Origin of the sequence: Stenotrophomonas sp. MYb238, from assembly GCF_009496535.1 — a bacterium.
Taxonomy (GTDB): Bacteria; Pseudomonadota; Gammaproteobacteria; order Xanthomonadales; family Xanthomonadaceae; genus Stenotrophomonas.
This window is the reverse complement of record NZ_WIDL01000004.1, coordinates 14,679-34,618: the sequence shown is the minus strand read 5'-3', so window position 1 is coordinate 34,618 and position 19,940 is coordinate 14,679. Positions and strand designations below refer to the sequence as shown.

Below are 19,940 nucleotides of genomic sequence, written 5' to 3'. Positions count from 1 at the left end.
ATGAAATCCACGCACAACCGCTTTCCCCTGTCCCGCGCGCTGCTGGCGACCGCCCTCCTGTCCGCGCTGGCCGGCACCGCCGCCGCCCAGCAGACCCGGCTCAACCCGCAGGAAAAACGCATCACCGACGAGGCCATCCACGCCGACCTGCAGGGCTACGAAGCCACGCAGGGCCGCATCAAGGCGCTCAACGACGGCGGCCGCCCGGTGCGCGACTACCACCTGTCCAAGGCGCAGTGCTGGTTGGACGTGTCCTTCCACGAATACACCCGCAACGACCGCAGCGCGTTCCCGCAGGAAGCGCTGACCGAGTCGGAGAAGCTGATCGTGGACATGGAGAACGGCGTCTCGCCGATCCCGACCGACACGCCGCTGGTGAACGGCGCCAAGTACCTGCGCGACGACCTGTGGCAGCGCCTGAAGGCCATCCACGGCACCCCGGGCTTCAGCTGCGCGCAGCAGGCGGTGGCCTGCGGCGAGGTCGAGCTGGTCCATGCCGGCAACGAGTTCAACCAGCAGCAGTGGCGCCATTCCAAGCCCTACATCCAGATCGCCGAGGACCTGGTCAACGACGCCGAGGCGCTGGTGCGCCAGTGCGGCGTGGCGCCCGATGCCGCACCGCCGCCCGCGCCGGGTCCGCTGATCGCCAACGTGCTGTTCGAGTTCGACCGCGACGGCCGCAAGGACATCCGCACCTACTCGCTGGAGAGCGTCGATCGCGCGCTGGCCACCATCGCCGGCGAAAAGCGCGAACTGGCCGGCGTGCTCCTGGTCGGCCACGCCGACCGCATGCAGGGCAAGGGCTTCGACTACAACCAGGGCCTGTCGCAGCGCCGTGCGCAGACCGTGCGCGAGCTGCTGATCGGCCGCGGTATCGCCCCGGACAAGATCCGCTACGAATACCGTGGCGATACCCAGCAGGTACAGCAGTGCGACGGCGTCAAGCCGCGTGCGGCGCTGCTGGAATGCCTGCTGCCGAACCGCCGTGTCGAAGTGCGTTTCGAACTGGCGAGGTGAACGTCGCCGTGCGGGGGAACACCGGGGTCACAGCCGGATTTCCCTTCCGCGGCATCGGCGGGCACCGGGTTCAGGGCAGATGGGAAACCCGGCTCTGGCCGCGGTTTTCCTCCCGTGGCGGCAATGCCGCGGCGCCATCGCGCGGGGGCGCCCAGGACATCGGGCGGCCGCCGCCGATCGCGATCCAGCCCTGCGCGAGCGCATGCTCGGGGTCGCGCAGGATGCTGTAGACATCCACGTTGCGGCCCTCGGCCAGGCCCCACAGCCCGGCCCAGGTGCCCACGCCGCTGCGGCGTGCCACCTGCAGCGCCCGGCTCGCGGCGCGCAGGGTATCGGCGTGGGGCGCCACCATGCCGGGGAACAGCGGGTGCGGCGCCACGCCGGCCGAGACGCTGGGCGTCAGGCACTGCCCCGGCGCCACGTCCACCTGCAGCCGCTCGATGCAGCGGCACAGATGCGCGGCCAGCGCGAACGCCGCGGCCTGCGAGGTATTGGCGCGGATCACCACGAAGGTGGCGCCGCCCCAGCGCGCCACGTGGTCGTGCTCGTCGCTGTTGCGCACCAGTTCCTCGGCCACCGCGCGCAGCAGCACGTCGCCGGCGGCGTGGCCGTGCAGGTCGTTGAGCGACTTGAAGCCATCCACTTCCAGCAGCAGCACCGCGTCGCGCTCGTCGCCCGGGGACACTGACATGGCCGCATCCAGCAGGCGTTCGGCCTCGCGCCGGTTGGGCAGCCCGGTGACCGCGTCGGTGGTGCCGAGCTGGCGCAACCGGCGTTGCTGGCGGCGCATGCGCAGGTACAGCCCGCCGCCGCCCAGCAGCAGGATCGCCGCCGCGGCCAGCGCGGCATTGCGCAGCAGCCGGTCGCGGCTGGCCTCCTGGGTGGCGTTGATGCGGATCGGGTCCAGCGCCTGTTCGGCCCTGGCCTGCAGCCTGGCCAGGCGGTCGAGGTTGTCGCCCTTCATCCGCGCCTGGTCGATCTGCCTGGCCTGGCGCAGGTAGCCGCGCGCCTGCGCGGCGTCCCCCAGCGCCATGCTGGTTTCGGCGAGCAGATCCAGGCTGTCGCGGACGCTTTCGGGGAACTTGCCGGCTTCGGCCAGCGCCAGGGCCTGTTCGCCGAGGTGCCGGGCGTCCTCCGGCTGGTCCTGCTCCAGTGCGATCCTCGCCAGCCGCTGCAGGGTGACGACCTGGCCCAGCGGATCGTTCTGCTGCTGCCAGGGCAGCAGCGCGAGGAACTGCGCCTTGGCCGCCTCCAGCCGGCCGGTCGAATGCAGCACCTCGGCCCTGTGGCCGCGGATGCGGTGCAGCATCACGTCTTGGTTGGACAGGCGGTTGGCGATCGACTCGGTGCGGGCGAAGGCGCGCTCGGCTTCGTCGTAGCGCTTGAGCCGCAGCAGCGTGTAGCCGTAGTTGTAGTGGAGCATCACGTCCTGCGGCAGCGGCGGCCGGCGCAGGTGATCGGACAGCGCGATTGCCTGCTGCTGGTAGTGCAGCGCGCCTTCGGGATCGTCCATCTGCTCGGCGCGGATCAGGGCGATGCCGGTCAGGGCGGTGATCTGCGCGCTCACGTCGCCGTCGGCGATGCCGCGCTCCAGCATCGAGTCGAGCAGCTGCAGGCCTTCCTGGGTCTGGCCGTTGCGCTGCAGCAGGGTCGCGGCCATCTGCAGCGCCCGGTTGCGTTCGAGCGGCGGCAGGCCCGGCGTCTTCAGCAGCGCCTGCAACCGCGCCGCGGACTCCAGGCTGCCCTCGCCCTGTCCCAGCAGCTGCTGGGCGAAGCCGCGGCAGCCCACCGCGCCGATCTCGACCACCGGCGGCAGCGCCGGCATGGCCAGCAGTTTTTCCGCGGTCGCCAGCGCCTCGCGCGGCGCGCCGTGTACCGTGGTGTGGCAGCGCACCACCTGTTCCATCAGCCGGGCATCGGCATCGGCGACCTGGGCATGGACGGGACTTGCCAGAACCGTGCCGAGAGCCAGGCAGGGCAGCAGGCGGCGGAAGCGGGGAGCGCAGGGCGGAAAGGGCATGGCGTCAGGCGGTCCTGGCGTGAGGAAGTCCGTCCGGACAACGGCGGCACGGGAGCGGGCCGGCGGCGGATGGCCGGTAATATAGCCGCAGTGCCCGCCTGCCGCGCGGCAGGCGGCGGCGCCGGCCTCATTCGTTCCGTTGCCGGGGGCTCGGCGCGCGGCCGGCGCCGAGCCGGCGCGCATGCAGGTACAGGCCGGCGACACCCAGCAACAGCACCGCTGCGGCGGCGAGCGCGACGTTGCGCAGCAGGCGGTCGCGGTTGGCTTCCTGCAGCGCGTTGACGCGGTCCGGGCCCAGCATCTGCGCGGCGCGGGCCTGCATCCTGGCGAGGCGGGCGAGGCTGGCCGCCGACAATGCCGGCGGCCCGGCCAGGCGCGCGCGGCGCAGGTAGTCCCGCACCAGCGCCGCGTCGCCCAGCGCCAGGCCGATCTCGGCCAGCAGTTCCAGCCGGTCGCGCTGGCCCGACGGAAAGCGGCCGGCCTCGGCGATCGCCACGGCCTGTTCGGCCAGGACGCGCGCCTGTTGGGGCGCGCCTTCCTCCAGCGCGATCCGCGCCAGGTGCTGCAGGGTGGTGACCCGGCTCAGGGGATTGTGGCGTTCCTGCCAGCGCAGGACGGCGAGCAGTTCGACCTTGGCCGCCTCGCGCTGGCCGCGCGCGCGCAGGATCTCCGCGCGGTCGCTGCGCATGCGGTGCAGCAGCACTTCCTGGCCAGACAGCCGCCGGGCGATGTTCTCGGCGCGGTCGAACGCCCTGCCGGCTTCGCCGTAGCGTTCCAGCTGCAGCAGCGTGTAGCCGTGGTTGTAGTTGAGCGTGACGTCCTGCGGCCGCGGTGGCCGCGGCAGGTGGCCGGACAGGGCCAGCGCCTGCCGCTGGTAATGCAGCGCGCCTTCCGGATCGTCCAGCTGTTCGGCATGCACCAGCGCGATATGGCCCAGCGCGAGGATCTGGCCGCCGATGTCGCCGTCGGCGATGCTGCGTTCCTGCACGGCTTCGAGGATCTCCAGCCCCTCGTCGACGCGGCCGTCGCGCAGCAGCAGGAAGGCGGTGCGCCGCTGCACCTGCTGGTACTGGCGCAGCGGCAGGCCCGGCGTGCGCAGCAGCGACTGCAGCTGCGCGACCGCGCGCCTGCTGTCCTCGTTCCGGCCGAGCTGGTGCAGGGCCGCGCTGCGGCAACTGACCGCGTCGATCTTCATCGCCAGCGGCAGCGCCGGCAGGGCCAGCAGGCGGTCGGCCAGTGCCAGCGCATCGCGGGGCGCGTCGTAGACCAATGGCCGGCAGCGAGCCACTTCGTCCTTCAGGCGCGCATCGCCGTCGTCCGCGCATGCGGGTCCGGCCAGCGCCGGTACCAGCAGCAGGTACGGCGACAGGCGACGGAGAACGCGGAACAGGTGCATGGCTTTCCAGCGGCGGGGATCAGTGCCGTCCGCAGGACCGCATGGGCGCCGGACAACGGATGGTCCGTAATATAGCGGCGTCCTTCCATGTAACGCGGCGCCTGGCCGCGCTGGGAATTCCGCACGATGCTTTCCCGATCCTACCGGTCCGCTGATCCGGCCGATCCTGCCGAGCCACCGCAGGGCACGCGCTCCTTCGCGCGCCGGTGGATGCCGCCCGCGCTCGACGCCACCGAAGCGCGCGCCGCGGCGATGCTGCTGCGCCTGCTGCTGCTGGTGGCCGGCTACCAGCTGCTGCTCCTGCTGTGGAGCGCGCGCTCGACCGGCCTGCTGGCGCAGACACTGACCGTGGGTGGCATGCTGGCCTGCCTGGCTTCGCTGGAACTGCTGCGGCGCCGGCGGCTGCACCTGTCCGTGGTGGTCTTCGTGGTGCTCAACCTGGTGCTGACGTCGGTGGCCTATGGCTACTGGGGCCTGCGCGCGCAGATGCACGGGCAACTGCTGCAGCTGCTGCCGGTGCTGCTGGCCGGCGCACTGCTGGGCCGCCGCGCGCTGTGGCTGGCGACCGCCTGGCTGGGTGCGCTGCTGGCGCTGGGCGCGTGGCTGGACGCGGCCGCCGGCTTCTACCTGCCGGTGCGGGTGGCGCTGGCGGCGCACGACCTGTCGCTGGCCGCCTTCGGCATGGTGCTGGCCGCCTTCGTGCTGGACCAGTCGCTGTCCTCGCTGCGCGACAACCTGCGCATCGCGCAGCGGCGCGGCGCCGACCTGGCGCGCAAGCGCGACGAGCTGCAGCTGGAGATGCAGGAGAAGGAGCGCTCGCGCGAGCAGCTGGTGCACGCGCTGAAGATCGAGAACGTGGGGCGGCTGGCCAGCGGCGTGGCGCACGATTTCAACCACCTGCTGGCGCTGATCATGGGCTATGCGGGCAAGGGCCGCCGCAGCGACGATCCGGCCGAGCTGAAGGCCGCATTGCAGGGCGTGGAATCGGCGGCGCGGCGCGCGACCGCGGTGACCCGCCGCCTGCTGGATTTCAGCCGCCAGGACGTGGCGCGGCCGCAGCTGCTCGACGCGGCGCAGGCGGTGGCGGCGATGGAGCCGATGCTGCGCCAGCTGTTCGATGCGCGCGTGGCGTTCGAACTGGACACCGGCCAGACGCAGTGCCAGATCCACTTCGATCCGGCGCAGCTGGAACTGGTGCTGCTGAGCCTGGCCGCCAACGCGCAGCAGGCCATGCCCGACGGCGGCACGTTCCGCCTCGCGCTGTCCTGCCCGGAGCCGGGCAACGAGCTGCGCATCGAGGTGAGCGACAGCGGCCACGGTATGAGCGAGGACGTGCGGCTGCGCTGCCTGGAGCCGTTCTTCACCACCAAGCCCAGCGGCCAGGGCACCGGCCTGGGGCTGGCGGTGGCGGCCAACCTGATCGCCGCCGCCGACGGCCGGATCGCGGTGGAAAGCGCGCCGGGCGAGGGCACCCGTTTCCACCTGCGCCTGCCGGCACGGCCGCTGTCGGGCGAACCCGCGCACCGGCCCGAGGGCGGCGAGGCGATCCCGTACTGATCCACGCCGCGTCGCCGCCGCGGCCGCCATGGCCGCAGCGCGGCAGCGGCTACACTGCCGCACGGCCCGTCCGGAAACTCGTCCTTGGTCTCTAGCTGGATCCTGCTGCTGGTCTCGCTCGGCTACGCCGCGCTGCTGTTCGGCGTGGCGTGGTGGGGCGATCGCCGACCGATGTATCCGGACCGTCCCTGGCTGCGGCCGGTGGTCTACAGCCTGGCGCTGGCGGTGTACTGCTCGTCGTGGACCTTCTACGGCGCGGTCGGCACCGCGGTGCGCTACGGCATCGGCTACCTGCCGATCTACCTGGGGCCGCTGCTGCTGCTGCTGTTCGGCTGGCGCATCATCGAACGGCTGGCGCTGATCGCGCGCAGCGAGAACGTGGTCTCCATCGCCGACTTCATTTCCTCGCGTTACGGGCGCTCGCGGCGGCTGGCCGCGCTGGTGGCGCTGATCGCGCTGATCGGCGTGGTGCCGTACCTGGCGCTGCAGTACAAGGCGGTGGCGATGAGCCTGCAGGTGCTCACCGGCGATGCCGGCGGCGGCAGCGTGCTGACCGATCCGGCGCTGTACGTGGCGCTGCTGATGGCGCTGTTCGCCACCCTGTTCGGCACCCGCCAGGTGGATGCCACCGAACACCACCACGGCATGATGCTGGCCATCGCCCTGGAATCGATGATCAAGCTGCTGGCGATGGTAGCGGTGGGCGTGTTCGCCTACGTGTGGCTGTCCGAGCGCGGCACCGCGGTGGTGGCATCGGCGCGCACGCTGTTCGAGGCGACGCCGCCGGTGGGTTTCGTCTCCCAGACCCTGCTCAGCTTCCTGGCGCTGATCTGCCTGCCGCGCCAGTTCCACGTGGCGGTGGTGGAGTGCGGCGACGTCGGCGACGTGCGCCGCGCGCGCTGGCTGTTCGGCGGCTATCTGGTGCTGATCTCGCTGATGATCGTGCCCATCGCGGTGGCCGGCAGCGCGCTGCTCGGCGGTGGCCGCGTGGCCGACGACGCGCTGGTGCTGGCGCTGCCGATGAGCGGCGGCAACACCGCGCTGGCGCTGGTGGCCTACGTGGGCGGGTTCTCCGCGGCCACCGGCATGGTGATTGTGTCCTCCATCGCGCTGGCGACGATGATCAGCAACGACCTGGTCATGCCGCTGCTGCTGCGCCGCAGCGGCGACCACCGCGAGGCCGCCGACGTCGCCTCGCGCGTGCTTTGGATCCGTCGCCTGGCGATCCTGCTGCTGGCGCTGGTGGCCTACGGCTACTACCGCGGCAGCAACAACGACACCATGCTCGCCACCTACGGGCTGATGGCCTTCGCCGCGGTGGCGCAGTTCGCGCCCGGCCTGATCGGCGGGCTGTACTGGCGCGGCGCCAGCCGCCGCGGTGTCGGCGCCGGCATGGCGGTGGGCTTCGGCATCTGGGTGTACACCCTGCTGCTGCCGGCGCTCTGCCATGGCGGATGGCTGGACGTGGCGCTGGTCGAGCGCGGCCCGTTCGGCATCGGCTGGCTGCGGCCCGAGCAGCTGTTCGGCCTGCGCGGCTGGGACCCGCTGACCCACGGCACGTTCTGGTCGCTGCTGCTCAACGCCGCGACCATGCTGCTGGTGTCGATGCGCTGGCGTCCCGGGGTGGCCGAACGGCTGCGCGTGGCGCCGTTCGTGGAACCCTACGCGCAGCGCCCGGCGGTGGCCGGCGACTGGCCGGCGCACGTGAAGGTGCGCGACCTGCTGGCGCTGGCCACGCGCGTGGTCGGCGACCTGCGCGCGCGGCGCGCCTTCGCCGAGCAGGCGCAGGCGCTGCAGCGCGAGTTCCAGCCCGCCGCCGCCGCCGACCGCGCCTGGGTGCAGTTCACCGAGCGCCTGCTGGCCGCCTCCATCGGCGCGGCGTCGGCGCGCCTGCTGCTGACCAGCCTGCTGCGCGGCTCGGGCATGGACCTGGGCGAAGTGGTGGCGGTGCTGGACGAAGCCGGGCAGGAACTGCGCTTCAACCGCGAGATCCTGTCCACCACGCTGGAGAACATCAGCGCCGGGGTCAGCGTGGTCGATCCGGACATGCGCCTGACCGCGTGGAACCGCCGCTACCAGCAGATGTTCGGCTACCCCGACGGCATGCTCTACGTCGGCCGCCCGGTCGCCGACCTGATCCGCTACAACGCCGAGCGCGGCGAACTGGGCGAGGGCGACATCGAGGTGCAGATCAACCGCCGCATCGGCCACATGCGCGCCGGCACGCCGCACGTGTTCGAGCGCACCGGCGCCGACGGCAAGGTGATCGAGCTGCGCGGGCAGGCGCTGCCCGGCGGCGGCTACGTCACCAGCTACAACGACATCACCGACTTCAAGCGCGCCGAACAGGCGCTGCTGGAAGCCAACGAGACCCTGGAGCAGCGCGTGGCCGAGCGCTCGCAGGCGGCCGAGGCGGCGCAGCAGTCCAAGACCCGCTTCCTGGCCGCGATCAGCCACGACGTGCTGCAGCCGCTCAACGCCGCGCGGCTGTTCGCCTCGGCGCTGCGCGACGGCCTGCAGGAAGGCGACGAGCAGCGGCACCTGGCCGAGCGCGTGGACGCCTCGCTGCGCGCGGCCGAGGAACTGCTCGACGGCCTGCTCGACGTGTCGCGGCTGGACGCCGGCGGCCTGCGCCCGACCGTCACCGACTTCGATGCCGCGGTGCTGGTGCGCGAACTGGCCGCGCAATACACGCCGGTGGCGGCCGGGCGCGGCCTGCGCCTGCACGTGTTCGCGCGCCAGGCGTGGGTGCGCAGCGACCGCCGCCTGCTGCGCCGCGTGCTGCAGAACTTCATGGCCAACGCGCTGCGCTACACCCGCAGCGGGCGCATCGTGCTGGCGCTGCGCGTGCGCGGCGGACAGGTGGAGCTGCAGGTGTGGGACACCGGCCCCGGCATCCCCGAACACCACATGCAGCAGATCTTCAACGAGTTCCATCGCTACCAGCAGCCGTTCGACTGGGGCGAACAGGGCCTGGGCCTGGGCCTGTCGATCTGCCAGCGCATCTCGCGCCTGCTCGGCCACGGCCTGGACGCGCGCAGCCAGCCCGGCCGCGGCAGCATGTTCTCCATCACCCTGCCGCGCGTGCCGACGCCGGCGGTGGCGCCGCCGCCGCGCGCCACGCCGGCGTTCGGCGGCGACGAGGCGCTGGCCGGGCTGCGCGTGCTGTGCGTGGACAACGACCAGGAAATCCTCGACGGCATGCGCGCGCTGCTCGGCCGCTGGAAGGTGGAAGTGATCGCCGCCAGCACCGTGGACATGGCGCTGGAGAAGATCGCCGAGCGCCCGGACGTGATGCTGGTGGACTACCACCTGCACGACCGCATGGACGGCCTGGACGCGCTGGTCGCGCTGCGCGGGGCCGCCGGCCGCCCGCTGCCCGGGGCGCTGCTCACCGCCGACGGCCGCGACGAATTGAAGCGGCTGGCGCGCGAACGCGGCTACCGGGTGCTGACCAAGCCGGTGAAGCCGGCCTCGCTGCGCGCCTTTCTCACCGCCTGGCGGTAGGGCTGGCGGAATGCCGGCTGCGCCGGCGGTTGCCGTCCGCGTCCGCTTTCCGTAGATGCATGGCCTGCCCCGCATGGGGCTTCACCGGGAAAGCCCGTGCAGGGCAAGCTCCGTACCTGCGTGGAACGAGGTTGCTCCGATGAATACCCATGCCAACGGGCCAAAGCCCTTGTAGGAGCGCACTTCAGTGCGCGAGGGGCTCCACCGGGAAAGCCCCATCGCGCACTGAAGTGCGCTCCTACGGCGCCGCTGTCGTGGTGGAGCCGGGTTTCCTCAGGCCGCGCCGTGCAGGTGCTCGTACAGGATGCTGGCGCCGATGACGATCAGGATCACGCCGCCGATGATCTCCGCGCGTTTGCCGACCAGGGCGCCGAGTACGCGGCCGAGCATGATGCCCAGGGTCACCATGACCAGCGTGCACAGGCCGATCACCAGCGCGACCACGCCGATGTGCACGTCCAGGAACGCCAGGCTCACGCCGATCGCCGCCGCGTCGATGCTGGTGGCCAGGCCGGTGACGGCCAGGGTCCAGAAGCGGTGGTGGCGGTTGTCGTCGGTGTCCTGCGCTTCTTCCTCCGCGTCCGGGCGCAGGCCGGCCACGATCATGTGCACGCCCAGCGCGCCGAGCAGCACGAAGGCGATCCAGTGGTCGAAAGCCTCCACGTAGCGCGACGCGGCGCGGCCCAGCAGCCAGCCCAGCAGCGGGGTGATGGCCTCGATCGCGCCGAAGATCAGGCCGGCGCGCAGCGCGTCGGGCAGGCGCGGACGGCGCATCGCCGCGCCCTTGCCGATCGCCGCGGCGAAGGCATCGGTGGACATGGCGAAGCCGACCAGGAGGATGGAGAGAGGGGACATCGGGCTTACCTGGTCGGGCGGAGACGGACGGCACACGGCGCGCCCAACCTGATGTTGCGCACGCATGCCGCTGGTCTCGCCAACCGTGGAACCGGCCGCAGCGCCACGACGCAATGGTCGAGTGTGTTGACGCGTGCACTTCCAGACGCTGGAAGCAGGCTACTCCCCAAGGGAGCGCGGATTCTAGCACGGCACCGCGGGGCCCTCCGGGCGGCGCGCTGACATGCCCCTGTCATCGCCGGCTGGCTTCATTGCGCCGCACCGGACGCCTTGGCGCATCCGTCCGCGGAAAGCGCTAAAGAACCGGCGGGTGCGGCCGATCCAGGGGCGTCCCCACGCCCGGAGTCCTGCAATGAAGTTCCCGCTTGGAATCGCCCAGAAGCTGCGGTTGAGCCTGTTGGCCCTGGTCGTCGGCCTGGCCGTCATCGGCTCGGCTTATGCCTGGCTCAGCGCCGGCATGCGCGCCGCCGACCAGCGCCTGCAACGTTACCAGCAGGAGGCGGCGCGGCTGGAGAACCTGGCCCGCGCCTTCGCCGAGACGCGACGCGCGCAGGCCGAGTATGCCATGTCGTTCTCGACCGCCGCCGGACAGGCGTTCGGCAAGGCGCGCGTGCAGCTGGACGAGGCGCTGGCGCCGGCGCAGGGCGCCGACCCCTGGCCGGCGGAGCTGGCGGCGACGCTGCGGTCCTACCTCGAATCGGCGCAGTTGCTGGACGAACGCATCGGCGAGCTGGGCCACGATGCCGACAGCGGCATGCAGGGCGAACTGCGCGCGGCGGTGCACACGGTGGAAAACCTGATCGGCGACTACCGGGAGCCGGAACTGCAGGTGTCGATGCTGAGCATGCGCCGCCACGAGAAGGATTTCATCCTGCGCCGCGAGCAGAAATACGCCGACGAACTGGGCGCGGAGGCGATGCCGTTCGAACTGCTACTGCAGCGTGCGCGCATGCCCGAGGGCGTGCGCGGGCAGGTACGCGAGGCGATGCAGCGCTACCAGGGCGCGTTCCTGTCCTATGCGGCGGCGCGCTTCGGCGTGGACAGCGAAACCCAGGCGCTGGACGACCATGCCGCGCAGGTGGGCCCGGTGATCCAGCGCCTGCAGCGCGACCAGCGCAGCGCGCTGCAGGAACAGCGCGCCGGGCAGGCGTCCGCGCGCACCTGGATGAACGCCACCTTCGCCGCCACCGTGCTCATCGTCGGCCTGTTGCTGGTATCGCTGCTGGTGCTGCTGCTGCGCGCCATCGACCGGCCACTGGCCGATGCCGCCGCGTTCGCCCGCGCCATCGCCGACGACCACCTCGACGGCACCCTGGTGGTGCGCAACCGCGACGACGAGATCGGCCGCCTCGCCACCGCGCTGATGCAGATGCAGGCCAGCCTGCGCGAGCGCATCGCCGCCGAACGCATCGCCGCGCTCGCCAACCAGCGCGTGCGCCAGGCGCTGGACGTGGCCCGCGCCGCGGTGCTGGTGACCGATGCCGAAGGCCGCGTGGTCTACGCCAACGATGCCCTGCTGCAGACCTTCGCGCAGGCCGGCGTCCAGGCGCCGATCGGCACCGGCGTGGACGCGGCCGTGCTCGGCGCCGACGTGGCCGCGGTGCTTGCCGAGGCGGAGCGTGGCCACACGGTTGATGCCGAGGTGGAACTGGGCAATACCGGGTTCCTGCTGCGCGCCAGCCCGGTGCTGGAACAGGAGCGGGTGCTGGGGCTGGTGATGGAATGGCAGGACCGCCGCCTGGAGCGGGTGATCGCCCACGAGGTCGCCGCGGTGGTGGCCGCCGCCGCCGCGGGCGACCTGGAAGGGCGCATCGAGCTGGGCGACAAACAGGGCTTCGTGCAGGAGCTGGCCGGGCGCATCAACGCATTGCTGGACGGCGTGCAGTCGCAGGTCGGCGACGCCACCCGCGTCATCGGCCATTTCGCCCGCGGCGACCTGAGCGCGCGCATGCGCGGCGACGGCCATGGCATCTACGCGCGGCTGCGGCAGGGACTGGAAGTGGCGATGCGCCAGGTCGGCGGCATCGTCTCCAGCATCCAGCAGTCGGCCGGCAGCGTGCAGGCGGCGGTGGACGACATGGCCAGCGGCACCCGCGAGCTGGCCGGCCAGGTCCGGCAGCAGGTGGACGACGTGCACGACGCGTTGGGGCGCATCCGCTCGGTGGCCGGCGAGGCCCGCGAGAACGCCGGCAGCGCGCGCGCGAGCGCGGAAATCTCCGAAGCCGCCAGCGTCGCGGCCGAGCGCGGGCGCGAGGCCACTGCCGCCGCGGTGACCGGCATGGAGCGGTTGCGCGCCTCCTCGCGCCGCATCCGCGAGATCGTCGCCACGGTGGACAGCCTGTCGTTCCAGACCAACCTGCTGGCGCTCAACGCGGCGGTGGAAGCGGCGCGCGCCGGCAGCCATGGCCGCGGCTTCGCCGTGGTCGCCGGCGAAGTGCGCCAGCTGGCACAGCGTTCGGCCGAGGCCTCGCAGCAGATCCGCACGCTGGTGGACGCCTCGCTACAGCAGGTGGAGGCAGGGGCGCGCCTGGTCGACAGCAGCGGCGAGGCGATGCAGGACATCGGCGGCCGCGTGCAGCAGGTGGTGACGGCGATGGCGCGCATCGATGCGGCGTCGGCGCGCCAGGTCAGCGCGGTGGACGACGTTGAACGGCTGCTGCGCCGCATCGGCGAGGGAACGCGGCAGAGCGGCAATGTCGCCCATGCGTCCTCGCAGGCGGCCGTGGCGATGCGCGAACAGGCGCAGGAACTGGCCGTGGCGGCAGAGACGTTCGTGCTGGGCGGCGACGACGCGCCGCGCCAGCCGCGCGCGGCCTGAACGGCGTCACCGCGTCCATGGAGCGGCATCGCGCCGCTGCGCATGAGGCCGCCAGTGCGGCTCAGTCCTCTTCCGGCGGCAGCACGATGCTGTCGTCGTCGATGGCCAGCTTGCCGGCCATCAGCACCGCCTGGGTGCGGTTGGTGACGCCGAGCTTGCGCAGGATCGCGGTGACATGCGCCTTGATGGTGGCCTCGGACACGTTCAGGTCGTAGGCGATCTGCTTGTTGAGGCGGCCGGCGCCGAGCATCTGCAGCACGCGGAACTGCTGCGGGGTCAGCTCGCGCAGGCGCTGGCCGACCTCGCGTTCCTCGTGGTCGGTGGGCGGCACGTTGTGCGCCTCGGCCGGCGCCCAGCGCTCGCCGTCGAGGATGGTGCCCAGCGCGTGGCCGATGGTGTCCGAATCGGCCGACTTGGGGATGAAGCCGAACGCGCCATGGTCGAGCGCGCGCCGCATCACCGTCGGCTCCTCGCGCGCGGACACCACCACGATCGGCAGCTGCGGGTGCAGCGAACGCAGGTGCACCAGCGCGTTGAAACCCTGCGCGCCGGGCATGTTCAGGTCCATCAGCACCAGGTCGGCGTCGGGATGCTGCTCGGCCAGCGCGTACAGCGCCTCGACGCTGTCGGCCTCCAGCAGCTGCACGCCGGGAATCACCCGCTGCACCGCGCCGCGCAGCGCTTCGCGGAACAGCGGGTGGTCGTCGGCGATCAGGAGGGTAGGCATGGGGTTGGAGCGGGGAATGGGGAACAGGGAAGCGGGAGGGATGGAATGCAGCGCCAAGGGCAGGAAAGGGGGAAGCGAGGCCGGGGAACAACGCACAGTGGCGCATCATTCCCCTTTCCCACATTCCCTTCCCCCGCCTCAGCGCACCTTCCGCTCTTCCACCAGCGAGGCCACCACCGACGGATCGGCCAGGGTTGAGGTGTCGCCGAGCTGGTCCGGCGCGTTTTCGGCGATCTTGCGCAGGATGCGGCGCATGATCTTGCCCGAGCGGGTCTTGGGCAGGCCCGGTGCCCACTGCAGGTGGTCCGGCGCGGCGATCGGACCGATCTCCTTGCGCACCCAGGCCACCAGTTCCTTGAGCAGTTCGTCGGTCTGCGCCTCGCCGGCCACCAGGGTGACGTAGGCGTAGATGCCCTGGCCCTTGATGTCGTGCGGGAAGCCCACCACCGCGGCCTCGGCCACCTTCGGGTGGCTGACCAGCGCGCTTTCCACCTCGGCGGTGCCGATGCGGTGGCCGGAGACGTTGATCACGTCGTCGACGCGGCCGGTGATCCAGTAATAGCCGTCCTCGTCGCGGCGGCAGCCGTCGCCGGTGAAGTAGCTGCCCGGGTAGGTGCGGAAATAGGTGTCGATGAAACGCTGGTGGTCGCCGTAGACGGTGCGCATCTGGCCCGGCCACGAGTCGCGGATGATCAGGTTGCCCTCGGTGGCGCCTTCCTGGATCTCGCCGTCGGCGTTGACCAGCGCCGGCTGCACGCCGAAGAAGGGCAGGGTGGCCGAGCCGGGCTTGAGGTCGATCGCGCCGGGCAGCGGCGAGATCAGGATGCCGCCGGTCTCGGTCTGCCACCAGGTGTCCACGATCGGGCAGCGCGCGTCGCCGACCACCTCGTAGTACCAGCGCCAGGCTTCCGGATTGATCGGCTCGCCGACGCTGCCGAGCAGGCGCAGGCTCTTGCGCGAGGTGCGCTTGACCGGCGCCTCGCCCTCGCGCATCAGCGCGCGGATCGCGGTGGGCGCGGTGTAGAAGATGGTGACCTGGTGCTTGTCGATCACCTCCCAGAAGCGCGAGGTGTCCGGATAGTTCGGCACGCCCTCGAACATCACCGAAGTGGCGCCGTTGGCCAGCGGACCGTAGACGATGTAGCTGTGGCCGGTGACCCAGCCCACGTCGGCGGTGCACCAGTAGATGTCGTCCTCGCGCAGGTCGAACACCGCCTCGTGCGTATACGCGGCGAACAGCAGGTAGCCGGCGCTGGTGTGCAGCACGCCCTTGGGCTTGCCGGTGGAACCGGAGGTGTAGAGGATGAACAGCGGGTCCTCAGCGTTCATGCGCTCCGGCTCGCACTCGGACGGCTGCGGGTCGACCACGTCGTGGAACCAGCGGTCGCGCGGCGCCTGCATGTCCACCGCGGCACCGGTATGGCGCACCACCAGCACGGTTTCGACGGTATTGGTGCCGGGCAGCTTCAGCGCGGCGTCGACGTTGGCCTTCAGCGGCACCTTCCTGCCGCCGCGCAGGCCCTCGTCGGCGGTGATGATCAGCTTGCTGCCGCAGTCGCCGACGCGGTCGGCGATGGAGTTGGCGGCGAAACCGCCGAACACCACCGAGTGGATCGCACCGATGCGCGCGCAGGCCAGCATCGCCACCGCGGCGTCGACGATCATCGGCAGGTAGATGGTGACGCGGTCGCCCTTCTTCACCCCGAGGTTGCGCAGCGCGTTGCCGAGCTTGCACACCCGCTCGTGCAGCTGCCGGTAGGTGACCTTCTGCGCCGGCGCGTCGGGGCTGTCGGGCTCGAACAGCAGCGCGGTCTTGTCGCCGCGGGTGGCCAGCTGGCGGTCCAGGCAGTTCACGCTGACGTTGAGTTCGCCGTCCTCGAACCACTTGATGCGGAAATCGTCCAGCTGGTAGCTGACGTTCTTGATGCGGGTCGGCGGGGTGAACCAGTCCAGGCGCTCGGCGGCCTTGCCCCAGAACGCGTCGGGGTTTTCCACCGATTCGCGGTACTGCTGCTGGTACGTGGTCTTGTCGATCCGCGCCCTGGCGGCGAACGCGGGATCGACGGGATAGAGATCAGCCATGGCAACACCCTCACCTTTGCACTTGTAACCAATGGGGGAGCCGCATCCTGCGACGCGGCCGGGACTTCCCAAGTGTGCCGCATCGTCCCTGCCGCGCGCTGCCCCCCGGGTTAGACGATGGTCGAATACCCGCCCGCTTTCGACTAATGGCGAATAGCCGCCCGCCGCGAAGGCCGCGCACCCTGCCGCTGACCGTGCGACCGACGCGGCCGCCAACGCCAGCCGGAGAGAGGCAGACCCGATGAACAGACACGTGTTGAAACGAACGGGCAATGCGTTCCCCGCGACGGGGACGATGGTGCGCCGGCCTCTTGCCGCGGCGCTGTTCGTGGCGCTGCTGGCGCCGGGCATGGCCTGGGCCGACACCGCCAAGGAGAAGGCGCTGGAAGCCCGCGTCGCCGAACTGGAGCGCCAGGTGCAGCTGCTGCTGTCCACCCAGCAGCAACAGCAGGGTGCCATCGCGCAGACCCAGGGCGACGTGCAGCAGGTGCGCGCCGAGCAGGCGGCCGCCACCACCGCCCCGGCCAGGCCGGCAGTCCCGGCCGGCAAGCAACCGATCCAGGTGACCAGCATCACCCCGGGCGCCACGCCGGGCACCACCTTCAAGTTCGGCGGCTTCATCAAGGCCGACTTCCTCGCCACCCGCACCGGCGACGGCCAGCTCGCCGACGACGCCACCGGCCGCGCGCTGTACCTGCCGGGGCAGACCCCGGTGCACGGCGCCGGCGGCTCGGGCAAGGCCTCGGACGTGGACTACAACGCCCACGCCAAGTTCTCGCGCTTCAACCTGGGCGTGGACCACGTGGCCGAGAACGGCGACAAGGCCGGTGCGATGGTGGAGATGGATTTCTTCGGCAACGCGCTCGGCAACCAGACCGCGACCAACACCTACGGCGTCACCCTGCGCCATGCCTACATGTACTGGAACAACTGGCTGGCCGGCCAGACCTGGTCCAACTTCATGGACGTGGCCTCGCTGCCCGAGGCGGTGGACTTCGTCGGCCCCACCGACGGCGTGATCTTCGTGCGCCAGGCGCAGGTGCGCTACACCCAGGGCGGTTTCAGCGCCTCGCTGGAGAACCCGGAAACCACGCTGATCGGCGCCACCAGCTCCGACCGCGGCTCGCTGCCCGACCTGACGGTGCGCTACGGCTGGAAGGGCGACTGGGGCACCTTCGGCGTGGGCGGCCTGCTGCGCCAGCTGAAAGTGGACAACCAAGCCACCGGCGCGCACGGCACCGCCACCGGCGGCGGCGTGACCCTGGGCGGCAAGTGGGCGATGGGCGGCAGCGATTCGCTGCATTACCAGCTCACCGGCGGCCAGGGCATTTCCCGCTACATCGGCCTGGGCATCACCGGCGACAGCACCTGGGACGCGGTGCGCGACGAGCTCGACCCGACCGGCGTGATCGCCGGCTACGTCGGCTGGCGCCACGCCTTCACTCCCAAGCTGCGCACCAACCTGATCTACGCGCGCAGCGACTACGACAACGACGCCATCGCCGGCCCGCTGGTGACGAAAAGCGTGCAGTCGATCCGCGGCAACGTGTTCTACACGCCGATGCCCAAGGTCGATGTCGGCGCCGAGCTGATGTACGGCGTGCGCGAGATCGAGGACGGCCGCAAGGGCGACATCAGCCGCGTGCAGTTCACCACCAAGTACAGCTTCTGAGTCACCGGCACCGGCGTCGTCGCGGCGCCGGTGCCGGCGCAGGAAAGGCAGTCCGCATCATCTCCCTGCCCCCACGGGGAGCACTCATGCAACGCACCGGCGCGCACCGCACGCCCGCGTCCGTATTCCCGAAATCTGGAGAATCCCGATGAATGCTTCCGTCGATCCCCGTGTTGAGCGGATCGCTTCCCACCCCGCCTACCAGCGGCTGCGGCGCTCGCGCAACCGCCTGGGCTGGTTCCTGACCGTGCTGATGCTGCTGGGCTACTACGGCTACATCGGCCTGATCGCCTTCGACAAGGCGTTCCTGGCCAAACCCATCGCCGAGGGCAGGATCACCACCGTCGGCATCCCGATCGCGCTCGGGCTGATGGTGTTCACCATCGTCATCACCGGCATCTACGTGCGCCGCGCCAACAAGGAGTTCGACCAGTTGACCCACCAGATCGTGGAGGACGTGCAATGACCCGCGCTTCCCTGCTGCGCCCGGCCGCGCTGCTGGCCCTGCTCGCCGCCAGCGGCGCCGCGCTGGCGGCCGGCGGCGACATCGGCCAGACCGTGCGCCAGCCCACCAACTGGACCGCGATCATCATGTTCGCCGCATTCGTGCTGGCGACCCTGGGCATCACCAAGTGGGCGGCCGCGCGCACCCGCTCGGCGTCGGACTTCTACACCGCCGGCGGCGGCATCACCGGCTTCCAGAACGGCCTGGCGATCGCCGGCGACTACATGTCGGCGGCCTCGTTCCTGGGCATCACCGCGGCGGTGATGGCCAACGGCTACGACGGCCTGATCTACGCCATTGGCTTCCTGGTCGGCTGGCCGATCCTGACCTTCCTGATGGCCGAGCGGCTGCGCAACCTCGGCCGCTTCACCTTCGCCGACGTGGCCGGCTACCGCTTCGCGCAGAAGCCGATCCGCCTGTTCGCCGCCTCCGGCACGCTGGTGGTGGTGCTGTTCTACCTGATCGCGCAGATGGTCGGCGCCGGCGCGCTGATCAAGCTGCTGTTCGGCCTGGACTACTGGATCGCGGTGGTGCTGGTCGGCGTGCTGATGATGGTCTACGTGCTGTTCGGCGGCATGACCGCCACCACCTGGGTGCAGATCATCAAGGCCTGCCTGCTGTTGTTCGGCGTGACCTTCATGGCGCTGATGGTGATGTGGAAGTTCGGCTTCAGCTTCGAGAAGCTGTTCTCCACCGCGGTGCAGGTCAAGGCGCAGATCGCGGCCAACGGCGGCAAGGGCGCCGGGGAGGCGGCGGCCGCGGGCCTGTCGATCATGGGCCCGGGCGGCTTCGTCAAGGACCCGATCTCGGCGATCTCCTTCGGCATGGCGCTGATGTTCGGCACCGCCGGCCTGCCGCACATCCTGATGCGCTTCTTCACCGTTCCCGACGCCAAGCAGGCGCGCAAGTCGGTGTTCTGGGCCACCACCTGGATCGGCTACTTCTACATCCTGATCTTCATCATCGGCTTCGGCGCCATCGCCCTGGTGCTGACCAACCCCGAGTATGCGGACCCGGTCACCGGCACCATCCAGGGCGGGCCGAACATGGCCGCGGTGCTGGTCGGCAAGGCGGTGGGCGGCAACCTGTTCATGGGCTTCATCTCGGCGGTGGCTTTCGCCACCATCCTTGCGGTGGTCGCCGGCCTGACGCTTTCCGGCGCCTCGGCGGTGTCGCACGACCTGTACGCGACGGTGATCAAGCAGGGCAATCCGCCGGCAGGCTCGGAACTGCGCGTCTCGCGCGCCACCACCGTGGTGCTGGGCGTGGTGGCGGTACTGCTGGGCATCGCCTTCGAGAAGCAGAACGTGGCCTTCATGGTGTCGCTGGCCTTCGCCATCGCCGCCTCGGCCAACTTCCCGGTGCTGATCCTGTCGCTGCTGTGGAAGGACTGCACCACCCGCGGCGCGGTGATCGGCGGCTTCCTCGGCCTGGCCTCGTCGCTGCTGCTGACCCTGCTGTCGCCGTCGGTGTGGGTGGATACGCTGGGCAACCCGGCCGGCAGCGCGCCGTTCCCGTACACCAGCCCGGCGCTGTTCTCGATGACCATCGCCTTCGTCGGCATCTGGCTGTTCTCGGTGCTGGACAGGAGCACGCGCGCGCAGGCCGAGCGTGCGGCCTACCCGGCGCAGCAGGTGCGCGCCGAGACCGGCATCGGCGCGAGCAGGGCTGCCGAGCATTGAGCGCCGTTTGAGGAAGAAAGAAGAAGGAGGCCGCCCATCGCTGGGCGGCCTCCGTCGTTTCCGGGGGTGCCGCGCGGATCGGCCCTGCCGTTACCATGCCGG

12 protein-coding genes are annotated in these 19,940 nt (G+C 71.1%); 7 read left to right on the top strand and 5 right to left on the bottom strand.

Annotation, left to right across the window (positions count from 1 at the left end; all coding sequences use genetic code 11):
• Complete coding sequence (locus tag CQ393_RS03890) at positions 1 to 1,017, top strand: OmpA family protein (protein ID WP_194269582.1); 1,017 nt, start codon at positions 1 to 3, stop codon at positions 1,015 to 1,017.
• 70 nt (positions 1,018 to 1,087) lie between these two features.
• Here CQ393_RS03890 and CQ393_RS03885 read toward each other — a convergent pair whose 3' ends face one another.
• A complete protein-coding gene (locus CQ393_RS03885) occupies positions 1,088 to 3,037 on the bottom strand; it encodes a GGDEF domain-containing protein (protein WP_194269581.1) in 1,950 nt (649 codons plus the stop codon).
• A 127-nt stretch (positions 3,038 to 3,164) separates the two neighbouring features.
• Complete coding sequence (locus CQ393_RS03880) at positions 3,165 to 4,433, bottom strand: hypothetical protein (RefSeq protein WP_153190315.1); 1,269 nt, start codon at positions 4,431 to 4,433, stop codon at positions 3,165 to 3,167.
• Between the two features lie 126 nt (positions 4,434 to 4,559).
• Between CQ393_RS03880 and CQ393_RS03875 the strand changes: the two genes are divergently transcribed.
• Complete coding sequence (locus tag CQ393_RS03875) at positions 4,560 to 5,990, top strand: ATP-binding protein (protein ID WP_153190314.1); 1,431 nt, start codon at positions 4,560 to 4,562, stop codon at positions 5,988 to 5,990.
• Positions 5,991 to 6,074: 84 nt separating this feature from the next.
• Positions 6,075 to 9,497 (top strand): PAS domain-containing hybrid sensor histidine kinase/response regulator, encoded by a 3,423-nt coding sequence (locus CQ393_RS03870; protein ID WP_153190313.1) that lies wholly within the window; start codon positions 6,075 to 6,077, stop codon positions 9,495 to 9,497.
• Between the two features lie 273 nt (positions 9,498 to 9,770).
• Here CQ393_RS03870 and mntP read toward each other — a convergent pair whose 3' ends face one another.
• Positions 9,771 to 10,352, bottom strand: a complete 582-nt coding sequence (gene mntP, locus CQ393_RS03865) for a manganese efflux pump MntP (protein ID WP_153190312.1) — start codon at positions 10,350 to 10,352, stop codon at positions 9,771 to 9,773.
• Between the two features lie 352 nt (positions 10,353 to 10,704).
• On the opposite strand from mntP, the gene CQ393_RS03860 reads away from it, so the two are divergent.
• Complete coding sequence (locus tag CQ393_RS03860; RefSeq protein ID WP_153190311.1) at positions 10,705 to 13,170, top strand: methyl-accepting chemotaxis protein; 2,466 nt, start codon at positions 10,705 to 10,707, stop codon at positions 13,168 to 13,170.
• 61 nt (positions 13,171 to 13,231) lie between these two features.
• Here CQ393_RS03860 and CQ393_RS03855 read toward each other — a convergent pair whose 3' ends face one another.
• Together CQ393_RS03855 and acs are read right to left on the bottom strand one after the other, a co-directional pair.
• Complete coding sequence (locus CQ393_RS03855; RefSeq protein WP_054668422.1) at positions 13,232 to 13,897, bottom strand: response regulator transcription factor; 666 nt, start codon at positions 13,895 to 13,897, stop codon at positions 13,232 to 13,234.
• 138 nt (positions 13,898 to 14,035) lie between these two features.
• Positions 14,036 to 15,979: an acetate--CoA ligase gene (gene acs, locus CQ393_RS03850; protein WP_153190310.1), complete on the bottom strand. Its 1,944-nt coding sequence runs from the start codon at positions 15,977 to 15,979 to the stop codon at positions 14,036 to 14,038.
• A gap of 241 nt (positions 15,980 to 16,220) precedes the next feature.
• Here acs and CQ393_RS03845 point away from each other — a divergent pair, with 241 nt between their 5' ends.
• The 3 genes from CQ393_RS03845 (at position 16,221) to CQ393_RS03835 (ending at position 19,838) form a co-directional block, all read left to right on the top strand.
• Positions 16,221 to 17,651: a DcaP family trimeric outer membrane transporter gene (locus CQ393_RS03845; protein ID WP_228114252.1), complete on the top strand. Its 1,431-nt coding sequence runs from the start codon at positions 16,221 to 16,223 to the stop codon at positions 17,649 to 17,651.
• A gap of 148 nt (positions 17,652 to 17,799) precedes the next feature.
• On the top strand, positions 17,800 to 18,117 hold the full coding sequence (locus CQ393_RS03840; RefSeq protein ID WP_153190309.1) for a DUF485 domain-containing protein: 318 nt from the start codon (positions 17,800 to 17,802) through the stop codon (positions 18,115 to 18,117).
• On the top strand, positions 18,114 to 19,838 hold the full coding sequence (locus tag CQ393_RS03835; RefSeq protein WP_153190308.1) for a cation acetate symporter: 1,725 nt from the start codon (positions 18,114 to 18,116) through the stop codon (positions 19,836 to 19,838). Before CQ393_RS03840 ends, CQ393_RS03835 begins: the two co-directional genes overlap by 4 nt.
• Positions 19,839 to 19,940: the final 102 nt, after the last annotated feature.